Genomic DNA, 18,569 nt, shown 5'->3' on the forward strand with positions numbered 1-18,569 from the left:
AGGTCGTTATGGTACTAGGTCCATTTATTTTTATCGGCAGTTTCTTGTTCTTTCTATTTATTGCTTTGATTTTGGTTGTTTCAGGGCTTTATGTTGTCAAGCAACAAACGGTTGCTATCGTAGAGCGGTTTGGGAAGTACCAAAAAACATCTACCTCAGGTATTAACTTTAAAATCCCCTTTGGAGTTGATGTCATTGCAGCCCGTATTCAATTGCGGATGTTGCAGAGTGAAATCGTGGTAGAAACCAAAACTCAGGACAATGTCTTTGTGACTATGAATGTTGCCACTCAATATCGTGTTAATGAACATAATGTGACGGATGCCTATTATAAACTTATGCATCCAGAGGCTCAGATCAAGTCATATATTGAGGATGCCCTTCGGTCATCTGTTCCTAAATTGACCTTGGACGAGCTTTTTGAGAAAAAAGATGAAATTGCTCTAGAAGTTCAAAAACAAGTGGCCGAAGAAATGTCAACCTACGGTTATGTTATCGTCAAGACCTTGATTACCAAGGTGGAGCCGGATGCCGAGGTCAAGCAATCAATGAATGAAATTAACGCAGCTCAGCGGAAACGGGTTGCGGCCCAAGAATTGGCGGAAGCAGACAAGATAAAAATTGTCACAGCAGCAGAAGCAGAGGCTGAAAAGGACCGTCTACATGGTGTGGGGATTGCCCAACAACGGAAGGCAATTGTAGATGGCTTGGCAGATTCGATTAGAGAATTGAAAGATTCAAATGTCAGTCTGTCTGAGGAGCAAATTATGTCTATCCTGTTGACCAACCAATACTTGGATACATTAAACAATTTTGCACAAGGAGGTAATCAAACCATTTTCCTTCCTGCAAATCCGGAAGGAGTAGAAGATATCAGAACACAACTATTGTCATCTCTCAAAGTAAAATCATAGTAAAAACCGAACATTTTGCTTGACAAAATAGGTTTATCTGTATTATACTTAATTGCACGAATAAAAAGGAAAGGGGTTTCTCATGACTAGTTACGAAAAAGTTGCCGCAGTTGTTGGCTGGGTTCGTGAAAAGAAAATCACTGGTTACCGTATCAGCAAGGAAACGAATGCTCGTGAAATGTCAGTTATCGCTCTTGCACAAGGACGCGCTAAAATTGACAACATTTCATTTGCTACTGCCTTGGGTTTGATTGACTTTTACGATAAAAACCACAAGAAATTTGAAAACTAATCTAAATAATAGTTTTATTTAGAACCTTTATTGAGAAGACCATTTGGTCTTCTTTTTTTGGTACAAAAAAACTTACCAGCCTAGAAAACTGGTAAGTGTGGGATTTAGCATAGAATGAAAGATTATCCAAGGAAACGTTGGAGAAATTCGCGAGTCCGTTCTTCCTGGGGATTTTCAAATATTTGTTGAGGAGTGCCTTCTTCGGCAATGACACCCTTATCCATAAAGATGACACGGTCTGAAACATCGCGGGCAAATTCCATTTCGTGAGTTACGATAAGCATCGTCAATCCTGATTTTGCCAAATCTTGCATGGTTTTGAGAACTTCCCCAACCATCTCTGGATCGAGAGCAGAAGTCGGCTCATCAAAGAGGATAACTTCTGGGTCAACAGACAGGGCGCGTGCAATGGCCACACGTTGTTTCTGTCCACCAGAGAGTTGACTTGGTTTGGCTTGCCAGTACTGTTCGGTCATGCCAACCTTGTTGAGGTTTTCCTTGGCGATTTTTTCTGCCTCAGCTCGATCTCGTTTCAGTACCGTAGTTTGTGCTACAATGGCATTTTCCAATACATTTAGATTGTTGAAAAGGTTGAAGGATTGGAATACCATACCTAGTTTTTCACGGTAAGTCGTCAAATCATATCCTTTAGCCAAAACATCTTGTCCGTGGTATAGAATCTGTCCTTCTGTTGGTGTTTCCAAAAGGTTGATAGATCGGAGGAAGGTTGATTTTCCCGAACCAGATGAACCGATGATTGAGATAACCTCGCCCTTTTCAACGCTAATAGAGATGTCTTTGAGGACTTGATTTTGTCCGTATGATTTCTTTAGATTTTTGATTTCAAGAATTACATTTTTAGTCATGTGGCACCTCGACTTGCATTTGATTTGCACCTGTTGTGTATGTATCTGTATCAAAATGCTTTTCAACTGCGCGTAAGATACGTGTCACAGTAAAGGTTAGAATGAAGTAGATAATAGCAATAACCGTAAAGGTTTGGAAATATTGATAGGTTTGGGTTGCGACAGTATTTCCTGAGAAATAGAGTTCAACAACTGAGATAACGTTCAATACAGAAGTATCTTTGATATTGATGACAAATTCATTACCAGTCGCTGGTAAGATGTTACGAATAACCTGTGGAAGGACAATCTTACGCATGGTCTGATTATGGGTAAAACCGAGAGCAGTCGCAGCTTCAAATTGGCCCTTATCGACGGCAAAGATACCACCGCGGACAATCTCACTCATGTAGGCACCTGTGTTGATGGATACAATGAAGATGGCGGCAAGTGTGCGGTCAAGATTGAGTCCGAATGCTTGGGCGGTACCATAGTAAATAACCATAGATTGTACAATCATCGGCGTACCACGGAAAATTTCGATGTAGATATTGATAATCCAACCGAGCACTTTTTGACCAATAGCAAGTGCCTTGTTTGCTGCTTTTGGAGCTGTACGGAAGACACCGATGAGGAGACCAATAGCAGTACCGATAATTGTACCGAGGATGGAAATGAGTAATGTCATCCCAGTTCCGCGCAGAAGTTGTTGCCAGTTGTTAACAACAATATTCCAAACTTGGGCGAAGAAACTAGGTGTTTCACCCTCGCTGGCTTCTTCAACAGGCTGGTTTTCAATCATATCATCCATAAGTGCGATTTGCTCTTCTTCTGAAATAGTTGCTAAGACTTCGTTGACCTGAGCGATACGCTCGTCATCTTTGCGCATACCGACAGCAATGGTCACGTCTTCGGCATTGGTTTCAAAACTGTCTGCCAATTCAACCATTTTGAAAGCTTTATTTGCAGCTTCTGCTGTACGACCTTCTGGACGTTCAGAAACATAAGCGTCTATAATGCCAGATTCTAAAGCTTGACGGATTTGGGAGAAATCTCCCATGGCAGTTTGTTTGTTAGCCCCTTCAATTTGGTCAATCAAATCATAGAGGTAAACCCCTTGCTGGGCAGTGATTTTTGCGCCAGCAAAATCTTCCAAGCTGGTTGCATTTGCGTACTGACTATCAGAACGAACAACCAGGGCAGGAATTGAAGTGTAGTAGCTATCTGAGAAGGCGATTTCTTTCTTGCGCTCTTCTGTAGGGCTCATACCGGCGATAATCATATCGATTTTACCAGATGTAAGAGCAGGGACCAAGCCTTCCCACTTGGTTTTAACAACCAAGAGTTCTTTGTCCATGGAAGCAGCGATTTTTTTTGCAACCTGAACATCATATCCGTTGGCAAATTGATTGGTTCCCTCAATAGGAACGGCACCGTTGCTATCATCTTCTTGGGTCCAGTTAAATGGTGCATAGGCAGCTTCCATACCGACCCGCAGGTATTCGTCTGCCCGAACCCCTGTTGTTACAGAAAAAACAGCGATTAGGGTCAGCAGAAATATACTGAGTTTACGTTTCATAATGTCTCCTTTAAAATGCTATTACACCATTCTATTAAAAATTCTGACAAATTTCAATATCCTTGAACTATCATTGTGTTATTTTTTATGGTATAATAATTAGGATTGAAAAAAAGGAGTTTATTATGATTTTGGAATTGTTGAAAGCCATTTTTTTAGGAATCATTGAAGGGGTGACGGAATGGTTGCCAGTTTCTTCAACAGGGCATTTAATTTTGGTTCAAGAGTTCGTGAAATTAAACCAAAGTAAGAACTTCCTAGAAATGTTTAATATTGTCATTCAGCTAGGAGCAATTCTAGCAGTTATGACCATTTACTTTAAAAAATTGAATCCATTTCAGCCTGGAAAAACCAAGCGTGATATTCAATTGACTTGGCAATTATGGGCCAAGGTTGTCATTGCCTGTATTCCGTCCATCCTAATTGCAGTTCCGTTGGATAATTGGTTTGAAGCGCACTTCAATTTTATGGTACCGATTGCGATTGCTTTGATTGTCTACGGTATTGCTTTCATTTGGATTGAGAACCGTAACAGTGGTGTAGAGCCACAGGTGACGGACTTAGCGAAAATGTCTTATAAAACTGCCTTGTTGATTGGGTGTTTCCAGGTCTTAAGCATCGTTCCGGGGACTAGTCGATCAGGTGCGACCATTCTGGGAGCGATTATTTTGGGGACCAGCCGATCTGTGGCGGCAGATTTTACCTTCTTCCTTGGGATTCCAACCATGTTTGGTTATAGTGGCTTGAAGGCTGTTAAATATTTCTTAGATGGCAATAGCCTGAATATGGAGCAGGTATGGATCTTGCTAGTCGCTAGTGTGACGGCTTACTTGGTATCCTTAGTTGTTATTCGTTTCTTGACAGACTTTGTTAAAAAACATGATTTCAAGGTTTTTGGTTACTACCGCATCATTTTAGGAGCGATTTTATTGGTTTATGCCTTTATCACATTTTTATTTTAAGAGCAGGGAGACCTGCTTTTCTTTTGTCTTTCGAGCTTGGTTTTAGTATAATGGTGGAAGATATGTATGAGTATTGAAAATGATCAATCAATTTTAAGAAATTGATGAATCAATGAATGAGGTAGTTATGAAAGTAAAGCAAATTAGTGATTCAACCTTGAAAATCACTATAAAATTAGATGATTTGGAAGAGAGAGGAATGGAACTTTCGGACTTTCTCATTCCGCAAGAAAAGACAGAGGAGTTCTTCTATACTGTTTTGGATGAATTGGATTTACCAATGACTTTCCGAGAAAGCGGTATGTTGAGTTTTCGTGTGACTCCGAAGCCAGATCGGGTGGACATCTTTGTTACCAAATCTGATTTGGATCAGAGCTTGAATTTTGATGAATTTACAGATTTGTCGGAACTTGGTGATGTCGCAAGTATGACTCCAGATGAGTTTTTCAAGAGTTTGGAGCAAACCGTTCGTGAGAAAAGCGCACCGGATGCAACAGCCGTTCGTCATTTGGAAGAGGTAGAGCAAGAGGAAGAAGCAGATGAAGAGGAGCAGGAGCGCTATATTTACTATATTTTGGAATTTCCAACGATAGAGGATCTGTTTACTTTTGTTGGTACGGTTGATTATCCAGTAGAAGAATCGGAATTATATAAAATGGATGGTCACTACTACTTGACCGTTCTTATCAATGTAGAAAATCGTTCCAAGCAGTATCCAGGCTACATTCTTTCAAGAATGTTGGAATTTACCAATGATACTAAGTTGACCAGACCTGCTTTACAAGAACACGGAACTTTGATGCTTCCACTTGCGGCAATCGAGGAGCTTAGGAAGGTTCCGACAGTATGATTCCTTTTGCTCTAAAATACATAATGGTCATTATTACAACCATGGTCATATCAGCCATTGCGACCCCCTTGGTTCGTTTTATGTCCCTGAAGGTTGGAGCAGTCGATAATCCCAATGCGCGGCGGATAAATAAGGTGCCCATGCCTTCAGCGGGAGGGCTGGCTATCTTTGTGGCATTTACCATTTCTGTTTTATGTTTTTTACCAGGAATTGTTACCCGTGTCAATTACCATGGCACTTACTTGCATTATATCTGGCCCCTGGTCCTAGCATCCAGCATTATCGTTCTTACGGGATTCATTGATGATGTCAAGGAGCTAAAGCCTGCTCCTAAAATGTTTGGTATTCTAGCTGCAGCGACGATCATTTGGATTTTTACGGAATTTCGTTTTGATAGCTTTAAGATTCCTTTTGGAGGACCTTTCCTTCAATTTCCTGTCTGGCTCTCTTTTCTATTAACGGTCCTTTGGATTGTTTCCATTACGAATGCAGTCAACTTGATTGATGGTCTGGATGGTCTGGTTTCGGGAGTATCGATTATTTCCCTGACAACGATGGGAATTGTGTCTTATTTCTTTTTGCATGATAGCAATATTTTTTTGACCTTAACCATCTTTGTTTTGGTTGCGGCGATTGTTGGATTTTTACCTTATAACTATAATCCCGCCATCATTTATCTTGGCGATACAGGAGCCCTTTTCATCGGGTTTATGATTGGAGTCTTGTCCCTTCAAGGACTGAAAAATTCGACAGCTGTTGCAGTGGTTACTCCGATGATTATTCTTGGAGTGCCTATTACGGATACTGTAGTAGCCATCATTCGTCGAAAATTGTCTGGGCAAAAAATCTATGAAGCAGATAAGATGCATCTGCATCATCGCCTGCTCTCTCTGGGACTTACTCATCGTGGCACAGTATTAGTGATTTACGCCATCTCTTTCTTATTCTCCCTGACCTCTCTTTTGCTCAATGTTTCGAGTCGAATAGGGGGGATTCTCCTATTGGTGACCATGGGACTGGGGATTGAGATTCTCTGTGAATTGATTGGCATCTTTGGTGAAAATCGCATGCCCCTGCTCAATCTGCTTCGTTTCATTGGAAATAGTAGCTATCGTCAGGAACGGATAGAGGCCTATAAAAAACGACAGGAAGAAAAGAAAAGAAAATAAGAATCTTTCTAAACAAGATAAGAGCCGTCAGGCTCTTTTTTTGATATAATATAGTGGATATGGTTAATTAATACTCAATGAAAATCAAAAGTAGCCTAGGAAACGAAGCCGAAGATAGAACTCTGTTACTATCTTATTTCAAGGTAACAGGCTGAAAACCTCCACTGGAGCTTTTCACTCATCAAGGTAAGTTGACAACGGATAATTTTGATTTTCGAAGAGTATAAAATTGTCAGAAAAGACTATTTTATAGATTAACACTCTCTGAAAATCATCATTAACAAGAAAAGAGGCTGGGCTCAAGCCCCGCACCACTTCTCAAAGTTAGCGTCAACATCTCAGCGCAGTAGTGGTTGATTGAGTTTAACAGTCCAGTGGAGTGAGGCTGGGCTCAAGCCCCGTACCGCTTCTCAACGTTAGTGTCAACATCTCAGCGCAGTGGTTGATTGTCAGATTTGTTCGTGTTTTACACTCCAAATCTGACAATTACGACTGTTGCGAACAAAGTTCGCTCTATTTCCAACCTCAAAAGGTTCACTGAACCTTTTGAGCTGTGCGGGGGCGGGAGTGAAACAGTCTGGGAATAGACTGTTTCAGCTCAACAACTTAAAACGAAAAATTGTTGACGAACTCTTCTATGAATGGTCGAGTTCTTTCCCCACTGCCAAAGTTGAGTCTTATCGGTGTATCTAGTTAGCTTGGTCAATTAATGTGGTTTTTGAAGAGGACAAAAATGAAAAGGAGCACAGCATGTCAGTATTAGAAATCAAAGACCTTCATGTGGAAATTGAAGGCAAAGAAATCTTGAAGGGTGTGAATTTGACCCTTAAAACAGGTGAAATTGCAGCCATCATGGGACCGAACGGAACAGGGAAATCCACCCTTTCAGCAGCCATCATGGGTAATCCAAGTTATGAAGTTACCCAAGGCGAGATTCTGTTTGACGGTGTCAATATTTTAGAATTAGAAGTCGATGAACGTGCCCGTATGGGACTCTTCTTGGCTATGCAATACCCGTCAGAAATTCCAGGGATTACTAATGCGGAATTTCTTCGTGCCGCAATGAACGCTGGTAAGGAAGATGAAGACAAAATTTCTGTCCGTGATTTCATCACCAAGTTGGATGAAAAGATGGAGCTCCTCAACATGAAAGAGGAAATGGCAGAGCGTTACCTCAACGAAGGTTTCTCAGGTGGTGAGAAAAAACGCAATGAAATCCTACAATTGCTCATGTTAGAGCCAACTTTCGCCCTTCTTGATGAGATTGACTCAGGTTTGGATATTGATGCCCTCAAAGTCGTGTCAAAGGGGATCAATGCTATGCGTGGTGAAGGCTTTGGTGCTATGATTATCACTCACTACCAACGCTTGCTCAACTACATCACGCCTGATGTAGTCCATGTCATGATGGAAGGCCGTGTCGTGCTTTCAGGCGGACCAGAATTGGCGCAACGCTTGGAAAAAGAAGGATATGTCCAAGTCGCAGCTGAGCTTGGCATCGACTACAAAGAAGATGACATTTAAGTCTTTGGAGGAAGTTATGACCAAAGAAAAGATTCAAGAATTTTCAGCCTTGCAGGCAGAACCAAGCTGGTTGACAGACCTGCGTCTTAAGGCTTTTGACAAAATAGCAGAGCTGGACTTGCCGGTTATCGAGCGGGTCAAATTTCACCGTTGGAACCTTGGTGACGGAAGCCTAGCCACAAATGATGAAATCGGTGCTGTGCCGGATTTTACAGCTATCGGTGACAATCCTATGTTGGTTCAAGTTGGCAGCCAAACGGTTCTAGAACAGTTGCCGGTTGACCTTGTAGAGAAAGGTGTAGTCTTTACAGACTTTGCCTCAGCCATGGATGTCATTCCTGATGTCATTGAAAAGTACCTCGGCGCTGCCGTAGCCTACGATGAGCACAAATTAGCGGCCTACAACACAGCCTATTTTAACGCAACTGCGGTACTTTACGTGCCAGACAATGTAGAAATTGACCAGCCAGTTGAAGCTCTTTTCTACCAAGACAGCACCAGTCCAGTTGCCTTTAACAAACGTGTCCTTATCATCGCAGGAAAAAACGCCAAGCTTAATTATCTAGAACGCTTTGAAAGTCTGGGCGACGGCGCAGCAGCGACTTCAGCCAATATTGTCGTGGAAGTAATCGCCCTTGCTGGTAGCCAAATCAAGTTTGCGGCTATTGACCGCCTTGGTAAGCATTTGGATACCTACCTCAACCGTCGCGGCTATCTTGGAAATGATGCAACGATTGACTGGGCGATTGGTCTGCTCAACGAAGGAAATGTCATTGCGGACTTAGACAGCGAATTAAAAGGAAACGGCAGCCATGCCAACCTTAAGGTTGTTGGACTATCTTCCGGTCGTCAGGTACAAGGTGTGGATACGCGCGTGACCAACTACGGTCATAATTCGGTCGGTCACATCCTGCAACATGGGGTAATCTTAGAAAGTGGAACCTTGACTTTTAATGGTATCGGACACATTGTTCGTGGTGCTAAAGGTGCGGATGCCCAGCAGGAAAGCCGTGTCCTCATGCTGTCTGACAAGGCTCGCTCCGATGCCAACCCAATTCTCCTCATTGATGAGAATGAGGTCACAGCTGGACACGCAGCTTCAATCGGGCAGGTGGATCCAGAAGATATGTACTACCTTATGAGTCGTGGCCTGGACCGAGCAACAGCTGAACGCTTGGTTGTTCGCGGTTTCCTTGGTGCAGTCATTACAGAAATTCCTGTCAAGGAAGTTCGTGACCAACTGATTGCCGTCATTGAAGAAAAACTAACAAAGAGATAAGATATGGATTTGGAACGCATTCGCAAGGATTTTTCAATCCTAGACCAAGTTGTTAACGATGAGCCGCTGGTCTATTTGGACAATGCGGCGACCACTCAAAAACCGCAGCAGGTACTAGATGTGCTGGCGGATTATTACCAGAAGGACAATGCCAATGTCCACCGTGGCGTTCACACCTTGTCGGAACGGGCAACTGCTCGCTACGAGGCGGCTCGGCAGAAGGTGGCTGATTTTATCCAGGCCAAGTCTAGCAAGGAAATTCTCTTTACCAGAGGAACGACCACCGGTCTCAACTGGGTAGCTCAGTTTGCAAAGGAAATTCTCCAGCCAGACCAGGAAGTGATTATCTCGGTCCAAGAGCACCACTCCAATATCATCCCTTGGCAGCAAGCCTGTCAGCAAACAGGTGCTAAGCTCCGCTATGTGACCCTAAAAGACGGCGAGCTAGACATGGACCACCTGCGGTCGCTACTGTCTTCCAAGACCAAGTTCGTCTCCCTGGTCCATGTATCCAATGTCCTAGGCAGCGTAGCTCCTATTGGGGAAATAGCAGAGCTGGTGCATCAAGTCGATGCCTACTTGGTGGTGGACGGAGCCCAGTCAGTTCCCCACATGGCCATCAACGTGCAAGAATTAGACGTGGATTTCTATGCCTTTTCAGGTCATAAAATGTTGGGCCCGACAGGAATTGGCGTTCTCTACGGAAAGGAAGAGTTGCTCAATCGCATGTCGCCAGTCGAATTCGGCGGCGAGATGATTGACTTCGTCTATGAGCAGACAGCCACTTGGAAGGAATTGCCTTGGAAGTTTGAGGCAGGAACGCCCAATATTGCAGGTGCGATTGGGCTGGGAGCGGCCATTGATTACCTGACTGAAATTGGCATGGACGCTATTCAGGCCCACGAGGCAGAACTGGTTGATTATGTCTTTCCAAAATTGCAGGCTATTCCAGGCTTGACCATTTATGGTAGTCAGGACCTGTCCAAGCGGACGGGAGTTATTGCCTTTAACCTAGATGACTTGCATCCACACGATGTGGCAACTGCTCTGGACTATGAAGGTGTTGCTGTGCGGGCGGGCCACCATTGTGCTCAACCGCTTCTCAGATATTTGCAGGTGCCTGCTACTGTACGAGCAAGTTTTTACATCTACAATACCAAGGCTGACTGTGATAAGTTGGTCGAGGCAATTATCAAGACAAAGGAGTTTTTCAATGGCCCTATCTAGCTTAGATTCTCTTTATATGGCAGTTGTGTCTGAGCACTCCAAGTCGCCTCGTCACCGCGGGAGCTTGGACGGAGTGGAAAAGTTGGAACTCCACAACCCGACCTGTGGCGATGTGATTGAATTGTCAGTCAAGATTGAAAATGGTCGGATTGCCGACATCGCTTTTGACGGAGTTGGGTGTACCATTTCAACCGCATCGGCGTCCATGATGACCGAAGCAGTCCTTGGAAAAGAAATCAGTCAGATTCAAGAACTAGCAGAAATCTTCTCACAAATGGTCCAAGGTCAAGAAGACGCACGTCAGAAGGAACTGGGAGACGCCTCCCTTCTCGCAGGCGTTGCCAAATTCCCCCAACGCATCAAGTGTGCCACACTTCCATGGAATGCCCTGAAGAAAGCAATCGAACGAAGTGAAGGTGCTGAATGAGCATCAATATAGTCATTTAGTTTTTCTTTTATTACTTCGTTAACTCGCTTTGCCGTACTCCAGTACTGTCTGCAGCTCGTTGCCTAGTACTAAAAGTAAACTAAAAGACTATAAATAAACAAAAAATGAAAATCATACAGAAAGGATTGTTCAGTTTCTGATTGGAAATGAAATTGAACTCGCCCTAGAAGCTTTTGAAAAAGATAAATCTCCGCGTGTGTTTGCACACGAGGTCGATTCCCTATTTTTCATTTGCTTTCTTAAGGGGCCATGTATCTTATATTATGTCAGAAGAAAGAATTGAACCAACCCCGATTGACCTTGGGGAATACAAATTCGGTTTCCATGATGAGAACGTGGAACTGGTGGCTTCGACTGGTAAGGGCTTGAGTGAAGAAGTCATTCGTGAAATGTCCCGTATCAAAGGCGAGCCTGAATGGATGTTGGAATTCCGTTTAAAATCCTACGAAACCTTCAAGAAAATGCCGATGCAGACTTGGGGAGCCGACTTGTCTGAACTGGATTTTGACGATATTGTTTACTATCAAAAACCGTCGGATAAGCCAGCACGCAGCTGGGATGATGTGCCAGACAAAATCAAGGAAACATTTGAACGCATCGGTATCCCAGAAGCTGAGCGTGCTTACCTGGCAGGAGCTTCTGCCCAGTACGAATCAGAAGTGGTCTACCATAACATGAAGGAAGAGTACGACAAGCACGGTATTATCTTTACAGATACTGACACGGCTCTCAAGGAACACCCAGAGCTCTTCAAAAAATACTTTGGAAAACTCGTTCCGCCGTCAGATAATAAACTAGCTGCCCTCAACTCAGCGGTTTGGTCAGGTGGTACCTTCATCTATGTACCAAAAGGCGTTAAATTGGATATTCCACTCCAAACCTATTTCCGTATCAACAACGAAGGAACAGGTCAGTTTGAACGCACCCTCATCATCGTAGATGAAGGGGCAAGTGTTCACTACGTAGAAGGTTGTACTGCTCCGACTTACTCGACGGCTAGCCTCCACGCTGCTATTGTGGAAATCATTGCCCACGAGGGTGCCTACATGCGTTACACGACCATTCAAAACTGGTCAGACAACGTTTATAACTTGGTAACCAAGCGTGCTCGTGCTGAGAAAAATGCTACAGTTGAGTGGATTGACGGAAACCTTGGTGCCAAAACGACCATGAAATACCCTGCGGTTTACTTGGAAGGCGAAGGAGCACGCGGAACCATGTTGTCCATTGCCTTTGCCAACAAGGGTCAGGTTCAAGATACCGGTGCCAAGATGATCCACAATGCACCGCGGACTTCATCTTCTATCGTATCCAAATCCATTGCTCGTGGCGGTGGAGAAGTCAACTACCGTGGTCAAGTCACTTTTGCTAAAAACTCAGCCAAGTCTATCAGCCACATCGAGTGTGACACTATTATCATGGATGATATTTCCAAATCAGACACCATTCCATTTAATGAAATCCACAACTCACAAGTGGCCCTCGAACACGAAGCCAAAGTATCAAAAATCTCAGAAGAACAGCTCTACTACCTCATGAGCCGAGGCCTATCCGAGTCAGAAGCCACAGAGATGATTGTTATGGGCTTTGTCGAACCATTCACCAAAGAACTCCCAATGGAATACGCAGTCGAACTCAATAGACTGATTGCCTATGAAATGGAGGGGTCGGTTGGTTAGATTTTTGGCAATTTAGCAAACATGAGTTTGCTAAAAGCCACAAAATCTCCAACCGACGTTGGAGATGAGGAGCGACGGCAGTCGCTCCTCTTTGTAATTCGGCCAACCTTGTGACTCAAACAGCCTTAAAGCTGTTCAAGCCTGTCAAACTCCCCACTGAAGTTGGAGATAAGGAGTAGCGGATGTCACTCTGCGATAAAAAAATAGTATGTCGAAAATCGTTCGACATACTATTTTTTATAATTTTTCATTGACATAGCGGACAAATTGATTCCACCAAGAGAAAGGCCAGGATGCTTCTTTCATATCGCTAGGGATAATCATATCGACACTAGCTTGCTCGGAAATATAACCTTTTCCAATGAGATCTTGATCTTTCAGTTGCAGTTTGCCAACCAAGGTCCCTGCTTTGAGGGGAGCATCAATTTCTTTTATATCCGTTGTGAAAGTTGCGGTGGGGACATTATCAGTTTGATTTCGTTGAACAACAGTTAAATCTGCTGCTGCAACAACAGGACTTGTTTCTTTTTCACCATTGAAAACCTTTATCTTACTACCTTCAAAAGCTTCCCCTTTTTTTACTAGCGTAACAAGCGAAAAGTTAGAATAAACATAGTTCATCAAATCATTTGTCGCGACAAATCGATTTTCAGGGTAAGTCAACCCATCTGTAGCATTTAGCACCACAGTAATAATTCTCATGCCGGCTTGATTGGTTGTCGCAACAAAACTTGAACCTGCTGAGTTTGAGGTCCCTGTTTTTAAGCCGTCAACCCCTCCACGAGCGTGAGTACCATCGCTTAGCATTTGGTTGGTGCTATAGTAAGTGTAGCCACCAAAATCGTAGGCGTTTAGTGAGGTAATGTCGAGTACCTGAGGATAGTCGAGTATTAATCGTCTTGCAATGGTAGCAACATCTAAGGCTGAAAACATATTTACATCTTCGGGACTGGAACCTGGATAAATATTTTCACCCAAGTCGGTATTGTCTAGTCCGGATACATTTACAATCTTTGCGTCAGTAATTCCCCATTCTTGGACTTTTGCTTTCATTCGATCCACGAATGCAGCTTCGCTACCGGCTATTTTTTCTGCCAGAGCAATAATAGCACTATTGGATGATGTTATCAAAGAAGCGTTTAATAGGTCTCTTACTGAATAGGAACGTTCATCTAGGTTGACATTGCTTAATTCTGTATTAGAAGTGAGGCTATAGGGATAATCAGAAATATCTACCATAGTATCTAAAGTAATCTCACCCTTTGCCAGTGCTTCGTAGACCAGGTAAATGCTCAATATCTTACTGATAGAAGCAATGCTTGCTTTGGTTTCGGCATCTTGCTCATACAAGATTTTGCCGCTACTTACTTCAACTGCGATAGCATGCTTGGCTGCAACAGAAAAATCTTCTGCCATAATCGGTGTGGAAGTCAAAAAAAATGCAAGAATCGTAGTGAGTGTTATTAGAAGTTTACGCATAATCGTTCCTTTATCTGTTATTTGTTTCTATTATATCACAAGAAATGTGAGAAAAACTTGGGAAAAACATGTAAAAAATGAGAAAATGCTGAAAAATTATGTTTTTACAAAATTTTCTGACAAAAAGGCTTTATTTAAGAAAAATTTATGATATAATGATTTCTATAAGACATGTAATAAGTGTCAAACAAAAAGAAAACAGAGGTGTTTTATGAAAAAGACAACGAAACTTTTTGCACTTGCAGGTGTGACTCTCCTTTCAGCATCTGTTCTTGCAGCATGTGGTTCTAAACAATCAGGTGCAGCAAAACAGGAATTGTCATTCCCATCTGAAGTAAAACAAGATGGGACAGCTGTTTCTGACGCTCAGTTGAAATATGCATGGGTATCACCAACAACTTCATCAGGTCTTTTGATTGATGAATTGACTGAAAACACAACTGACTCAACCTTTGGTGGTTTTGTTGATATTCCACTTTTTGGTTGGGATGGTGATCGTAAGTTAGATGATTCTGGTCTTGCTAAAGCTGAATTTGATGTGAAAGGTAAGAAAATTACGGTTAGCTTGACTGGTAAGGACTACAAGTGGTCAGATGGTCAACCATTCACTATCAACGACTATATCTTTACGATTAAGTCAATGGCAAGCAAAGACTATACAGGTGTTCGTTTTGATGATAAATTCTTGAACATTGAAGGTATGAAAGAATTCGTTGCTGGAACAGCTTCTGACATCTCTGGTCTTAAGAAAATTGATGACTATACAGTAGAATTGACTGTGAAAGAAATGTCACCTTCTATGATGTATGCCGGTGGTGATGTTCCATCCTATATCCAACCAGAGCACATCTATAAAGATATTCCTGTAGCAGATTGGGAAAAGAGCGAGTACTCACGTACTGCTAAGCTTGTAGGTATGGGTCCATGGAAGATTAAGGAAATCGTAAACGGTGAGTCTATCACTTACGTACCAAACGAATACTACTTTAAAGGAAAAGTTCAAAAAACAAGTTCATTGAAGGTTGATATTGTATCTCCTGATACTATTGTTTCTGAAATGAAGGCTGGTAACTATGACATCGCTGAGATGCCTGTTGACCAGTTGGATTCATACAAAGAAGCATCCAACTTGAATATTGTTGGTTCATTGGATTCAGCTTACGAGTACATTTCATTCAACTTTGGTAAATATGACGAGGCTGCAGGTAAAAACGTCATGGATGAAAATGCTAAAATGAATGATGTAAAACTTCGTCAAGCGATTGCCTATGCAATTGATACCAAGACAGCTGGTGAGTCATTGTACAATGGTCTTTACCACCCAGCAAAATCATTGATTATCTCATTCTTCGGCGATATTCATGATTCAGAGTTGGAAGGTTATTCATACGATCCTGAAAAAGCTAAGAAACTCTTAGACGAAGCTGGCTATAAAGATGTAGATGGCGACGGAATCCGTGAAGGTAAAGATGGTAAAGAATTCAAGATTACCTTTGCAGCTCGTAAACGTACTGAAGCTAACGAAGCACTTGTACAACAGTACATTGCTTGGTGGAAAGAAGTCGGCTTGAACGTTGAATTGTACACAGGTCGTACAGTTGAAATCAACTCATTCTACGATGCAATTCAAGCAAATGATCCTGCTATCGATATGTATGCTGGTGGCTGGTCTACAGGTTATGATCCAAACCCAACAGGTACTTGGGGACCTATCGCAGCCTTCAACATGTCACGCTTCGTGTCTGATGAAAACACTAAATTGTTGAATGCAATCAGCTCAACAGAATCATTTGATGATAAGAAAAATGTTGAGAACTATAAGGCTTGGCAAAAATATGCTTACGAACAAGCATTTGCTATTCCAACATTTGAATCTGAAAGGGTTACAGCACTTAACAAACGTGTGAAAAACTATGATTCTAACTATGGTTCAGCTTCAGGAAATGGTATTGCTTATGAAGGTATTGAACTAACTGCTGACAAAGGTGTAGCTGCAGAATAGTTTTATAAAGAAGATAATAAAATCTGAAAAGCCAACTTGGTTGGCTTTTTTCAGATTGCTATTGGAATTTTCTGATAATTATGGTATAGTAGACTCAGTACACAAAAAATGAGTCACTACTAACAAAAACTCAAGATAGATCACATTAACCTACTCAATTTCTAATTGAGTCAGTAATAGGGATGGTCTTGATTTATGATTGGATATAGTACATGTTTTACTTCTGGGTAACCGCTATCAAACGATAATTGATAGAAATATGTTATTCTAGAGTAGTTATATAAAGTCAGTTAATCAAACATTATATGAACTTGATAATCGTAAGGATATTGAATTGATTGAGCTTGATTAGCTGGCACATAAAGGAGGAAAAAGCGTGGCTACCGAAAAACCGCTTTTAGACATTAAAGATTTACACGTCGGTTTCCGTATTGGAGATGATTATTTTGACGCTGTTGACGGCGTTGACATCTCATTGCAAAAAAATGAAATTTTGGCAATTGTAGGGGAATCTGGTTGTGGTAAATCAACTTTGGCAACGACCATTATGGGCTTGCATAACCCTTTGAATACCAAAATCACAGGAAGCATCCAGTACAATGATATGGAATTGATTGGTATGGATGAAGCTAAGTACAATACGGTACGTGGTAATGATATTGGTATGATTTTCCAAGATCCCTTGGCTTCTCTAAATCCATTGATGACGATTGGTGCACAGATTGATGAGGCGCTGTTCTATCACACTGATTTGGATGCCAATGCTCGTACAGAGCGAGTTTTGGAACTCTTGGCTCAGGTAGGTATTCCGAATCCTAAGCGGACATTTAAACAGTATCCACATGAGCTTTCAGGTGGTATGCGTCAGCGTATCATTATTGCGATGGCCTTGTCTTGTAAACCGCCAATTATTATTGCGGACGAACCGACAACAGCCTTGGATGTTACAATTCAAGCACAAATCTTGGATCTCTTAAATGATATTCAAGCGGAGACAGGTTCGGGTATTATTTTAATTACCCATGACTTGGGAGTAGTTGCAGAGACTGCTGATCGTGTGGCTGTCATGTACGGTGGTCAGTTTGTCGAAGTAGCGCCAGTAGAAGAACTCTTTACCAATCCAAAACATCCATATACACGTTCGCTCTTGAAGTCAAATCCTCAATCAGGTAGCGAAGGAGGCAATCTTCATGTTATTGAAGGTATTGTGCCGCCGATTACAAAAATGGTTCGTAAGGGTTGCCGCTTTGCTCCACGTATTCCGTGGATTGGAGCAGAGGCTCATGAAGAGAATCCGAGCATGCACGAGGTAGGTCCAAATCACTTTGTTCGTTGTACCTGCCATGAGACATTCTATTTTGAAGGGGAGGCCTAATAGTGGGATTTATTGAAGTAAAAGATTTAAAAGTCCATTATCCAATTCGTAGTGGCTTCTTTAACCGTGTGACGGATCATGTCTATGCTGTCGATGGCGTTAATATTGAGTTTGAAGAAGGAAAAACCTATGGTTTGGTAGGTGAGTCAGGTTCTGGGAAATCGACCATTGGTAAGGCAATTATCGGTTTAGAGCGTGCCACTTCTGGTCAGATTATCTATGAAGGACAAAATGTAACCAACAAATCACGTGGTAAAAAAGGAAACTTTAATCGTGATGTTCAAATGATTTTCCAAGATTCTCTTTCAAGTTTTAACCCGAAAAAACGTATTTTGGACATCATTGCAGAACCAATTCGTAACTTTGACCGCTTATCTCCAGATGAAGAAAAGAAAAAGGTTCTTCATCTCTTGGATACAATCGGTCTAAATGAAGAAGCCCTGATTAAATATCCTCATGAATTCTCAGGTGGTCAGCGTCAACGTATCGGTGTTGCTCGTGCCTTGGCTAGTAACCCTCGTTTGATTATTGCTGACGAGCCGGTTTCTGCCTTGGATTTGTCTGTTCAGGCACAGGTCTTGAACTATATGAAACGTATCCAAGATGAGTTCAAGCTTAGCTATCTCTTTATTTCCCATGACCTCGGTGTTGTACAACACATGTGTGATGAATTGTTCATCATGTATCGCGGACGTTTCGTAGAGACAGGAAATAAGAACGATATTTATAATAATCCACAACATATTTACACTAAACGTTTGTTGTCTGCGATTCCATCAATTGATCCAGTAAATCGTTTGAAAAATAAGGAAAAACGTTTGGCTGCAGAGAAAGAGTACCAAGAAAAACAAGGTCAGTACTATGATGAAAACGGTCGTGTATACGATTTGAAAGCTTTTTCAGCAACTCATCAAGTAGCCCTTCCAGAAGGAGGTAAGAACTAAG

At 42.1% G+C, this 18,569-nt stretch carries 16 protein-coding genes; 13 read left to right on the forward strand and 3 right to left on the reverse strand.

Annotated elements, in window-relative coordinates; translation table 11 throughout:
* Window positions 1-8 precede the first annotated feature (8 nt).
* Window positions 9-914: an SPFH domain-containing protein gene (locus tag SST111_RS06110; protein ID WP_099810378.1), complete on the forward strand. Its 906-nt coding sequence runs from the start codon at window positions 9-11 to the stop codon at window positions 912-914.
* An 82-nt stretch (window positions 915-996) separates the two neighbouring features.
* Window positions 997-1,206, forward strand: coding sequence for a capsule biosynthesis transcriptional regulator (locus tag SST111_RS06115; protein ID WP_009910800.1), 210 nt, complete (start codon window positions 997-999; stop codon window positions 1,204-1,206).
* A 122-nt stretch (window positions 1,207-1,328) separates the two neighbouring features.
* On the opposite strand, the gene SST111_RS06120 is transcribed toward SST111_RS06115, so the two are convergent.
* Entirely contained in the window at window positions 1,329-2,072 is a 744-nt protein-coding gene (locus tag SST111_RS06120; protein ID WP_099810379.1) for an amino acid ABC transporter ATP-binding protein, read from the reverse strand.
* On the reverse strand, window positions 2,065-3,630 hold the full coding sequence (locus SST111_RS06125) for an ABC transporter substrate-binding protein/permease (protein WP_099810380.1): 1,566 nt from the start codon (window positions 3,628-3,630) through the stop codon (window positions 2,065-2,067). Before SST111_RS06125 ends, SST111_RS06120 begins: the two co-directional genes overlap by 8 nt.
* A gap of 122 nt (window positions 3,631-3,752) precedes the next feature.
* Here SST111_RS06125 and SST111_RS06130 point away from each other — a divergent pair, with 122 nt between their 5' ends.
* The 8 genes from SST111_RS06130 (at window position 3,753) to sufB (ending at window position 12,768) form a co-directional block, all read left to right on the forward strand.
* Window positions 3,753-4,592, forward strand: coding sequence for an undecaprenyl-diphosphate phosphatase (locus SST111_RS06130; RefSeq protein WP_024376586.1), 840 nt, complete (start codon window positions 3,753-3,755; stop codon window positions 4,590-4,592).
* Window positions 4,593-4,719: 127 nt separating this feature from the next.
* Window positions 4,720-5,442 (forward strand): adaptor protein MecA, encoded by a 723-nt coding sequence (gene mecA / locus SST111_RS06135; protein ID WP_002938171.1) that lies wholly within the window; start codon window positions 4,720-4,722, stop codon window positions 5,440-5,442.
* Complete coding sequence (locus SST111_RS06140) at window positions 5,439-6,611, forward strand: glycosyltransferase family 4 protein (protein ID WP_099810381.1); 1,173 nt, start codon at window positions 5,439-5,441, stop codon at window positions 6,609-6,611. Before mecA ends, SST111_RS06140 begins: the two co-directional genes overlap by 4 nt.
* 750 nt (window positions 6,612-7,361) lie before the next feature.
* Window positions 7,362-8,135, forward strand: a complete 774-nt coding sequence (gene sufC / locus SST111_RS06145; RefSeq protein WP_002938165.1) for a Fe-S cluster assembly ATPase SufC — start codon at window positions 7,362-7,364, stop codon at window positions 8,133-8,135.
* Between the two features lie 16 nt (window positions 8,136-8,151).
* The gene (gene sufD, locus SST111_RS06150; RefSeq protein WP_099810382.1) at window positions 8,152-9,414 is read left to right on the forward strand and encodes a Fe-S cluster assembly protein SufD; all 1,263 of its coding nucleotides are present in this window, start codon (window positions 8,152-8,154) and stop codon (window positions 9,412-9,414) included.
* Between the two features lie 3 nt (window positions 9,415-9,417).
* Entirely contained in the window at window positions 9,418-10,641 is a 1,224-nt protein-coding gene (locus SST111_RS06155; protein WP_044755189.1) for a cysteine desulfurase, read from the forward strand.
* The gene (sufU, locus tag SST111_RS06160; protein ID WP_099810383.1) at window positions 10,628-11,068 is read left to right on the forward strand and encodes a Fe-S cluster assembly sulfur transfer protein SufU; all 441 of its coding nucleotides are present in this window, start codon (window positions 10,628-10,630) and stop codon (window positions 11,066-11,068) included. Before SST111_RS06155 ends, sufU begins: the two co-directional genes overlap by 14 nt.
* Window positions 11,069-11,352: 284 nt before the next feature.
* On the forward strand, window positions 11,353-12,768 hold the full coding sequence (gene sufB, locus SST111_RS06165) for a Fe-S cluster assembly protein SufB (RefSeq protein ID WP_024379508.1): 1,416 nt from the start codon (window positions 11,353-11,355) through the stop codon (window positions 12,766-12,768).
* 237 nt (window positions 12,769-13,005) lie between these two features.
* On the opposite strand, the gene pbp3 is transcribed toward sufB, so the two are convergent.
* Window positions 13,006-14,247, reverse strand: coding sequence for a D-alanyl-D-alanine carboxypeptidase PBP3 (pbp3, locus tag SST111_RS06170; RefSeq protein ID WP_099810384.1), 1,242 nt, complete (start codon window positions 14,245-14,247; stop codon window positions 13,006-13,008).
* A gap of 211 nt (window positions 14,248-14,458) precedes the next feature.
* Between pbp3 and SST111_RS06175 the strand changes: the two genes are divergently transcribed.
* The 3 genes from SST111_RS06175 to SST111_RS06185 all read left to right on the forward strand — a co-directional run bounded on the left by SST111_RS06175 (window position 14,459) and on the right by SST111_RS06185 (window position 18,568).
* Window positions 14,459-16,249, forward strand: a complete 1,791-nt coding sequence (locus SST111_RS06175) for an oligopeptide ABC transporter substrate-binding protein (RefSeq protein ID WP_099810385.1) — start codon at window positions 14,459-14,461, stop codon at window positions 16,247-16,249.
* A gap of 376 nt (window positions 16,250-16,625) precedes the next feature.
* A complete protein-coding gene (locus SST111_RS06180; RefSeq protein ID WP_024379505.1) occupies window positions 16,626-17,624 on the forward strand; it encodes an ABC transporter ATP-binding protein in 999 nt (332 codons plus the stop codon).
* Window positions 17,625-17,626: 2 nt separating this feature from the next.
* Complete coding sequence (locus tag SST111_RS06185; RefSeq protein ID WP_029750608.1) at window positions 17,627-18,568, forward strand: ATP-binding cassette domain-containing protein; 942 nt, start codon at window positions 17,627-17,629, stop codon at window positions 18,566-18,568.
* Window position 18,569: the final 1 nt, after the last annotated feature.

Origin of the sequence: Streptococcus suis YS161, assembly GCF_002760245.1 — a bacterium.
Classification (GTDB): Bacteria; Bacillota; Bacilli; order Lactobacillales; family Streptococcaceae; genus Streptococcus; species Streptococcus suis_I.

Excerpts from the sequence above, each read along its gene's own strand:
- SST111_RS06110 (WP_099810378.1), top strand. The coding sequence starts at position 9 with ATGGTACTAGGTCCATTTATTTTTATCGGCAGTTTCTTGTTCTTTCTA.
- SST111_RS06115 (WP_009910800.1), top strand. The coding sequence starts at position 997 with ATGACTAGTTACGAAAAAGTTGCCGCAGTTGTTGGCTGGGTTCGTGAA.
- SST111_RS06120 (WP_099810379.1), bottom strand. The coding sequence starts at position 2,072 with ATGACTAAAAATGTAATTCTTGAAATCAAAAATCTAAAGAAATCATAC.
- SST111_RS06125 (WP_099810380.1), bottom strand. The coding sequence starts at position 3,630 with ATGAAACGTAAACTCAGTATATTTCTGCTGACCCTAATCGCTGTTTTT.
- mecA (WP_002938171.1), top strand. The coding sequence starts at position 4,720 with ATGAAAGTAAAGCAAATTAGTGATTCAACCTTGAAAATCACTATAAAA.
- SST111_RS06140 (WP_099810381.1), top strand. The coding sequence starts at position 5,439 with ATGATTCCTTTTGCTCTAAAATACATAATGGTCATTATTACAACCATG.
- sufC (WP_002938165.1), top strand. The coding sequence starts at position 7,362 with ATGTCAGTATTAGAAATCAAAGACCTTCATGTGGAAATTGAAGGCAAA.
- sufD (WP_099810382.1), top strand. The coding sequence starts at position 8,152 with ATGACCAAAGAAAAGATTCAAGAATTTTCAGCCTTGCAGGCAGAACCA.
- SST111_RS06155 (WP_044755189.1), top strand. The coding sequence starts at position 9,418 with ATGGATTTGGAACGCATTCGCAAGGATTTTTCAATCCTAGACCAAGTT.
- sufU (WP_099810383.1), top strand. The coding sequence starts at position 10,628 with ATGGCCCTATCTAGCTTAGATTCTCTTTATATGGCAGTTGTGTCTGAG.
- sufB (WP_024379508.1), top strand. The coding sequence starts at position 11,353 with ATGTCAGAAGAAAGAATTGAACCAACCCCGATTGACCTTGGGGAATAC.
- pbp3 (WP_099810384.1), bottom strand. The coding sequence starts at position 14,247 with ATGCGTAAACTTCTAATAACACTCACTACGATTCTTGCATTTTTTTTG.
- SST111_RS06175 (WP_099810385.1), top strand. The coding sequence starts at position 14,459 with ATGAAAAAGACAACGAAACTTTTTGCACTTGCAGGTGTGACTCTCCTT.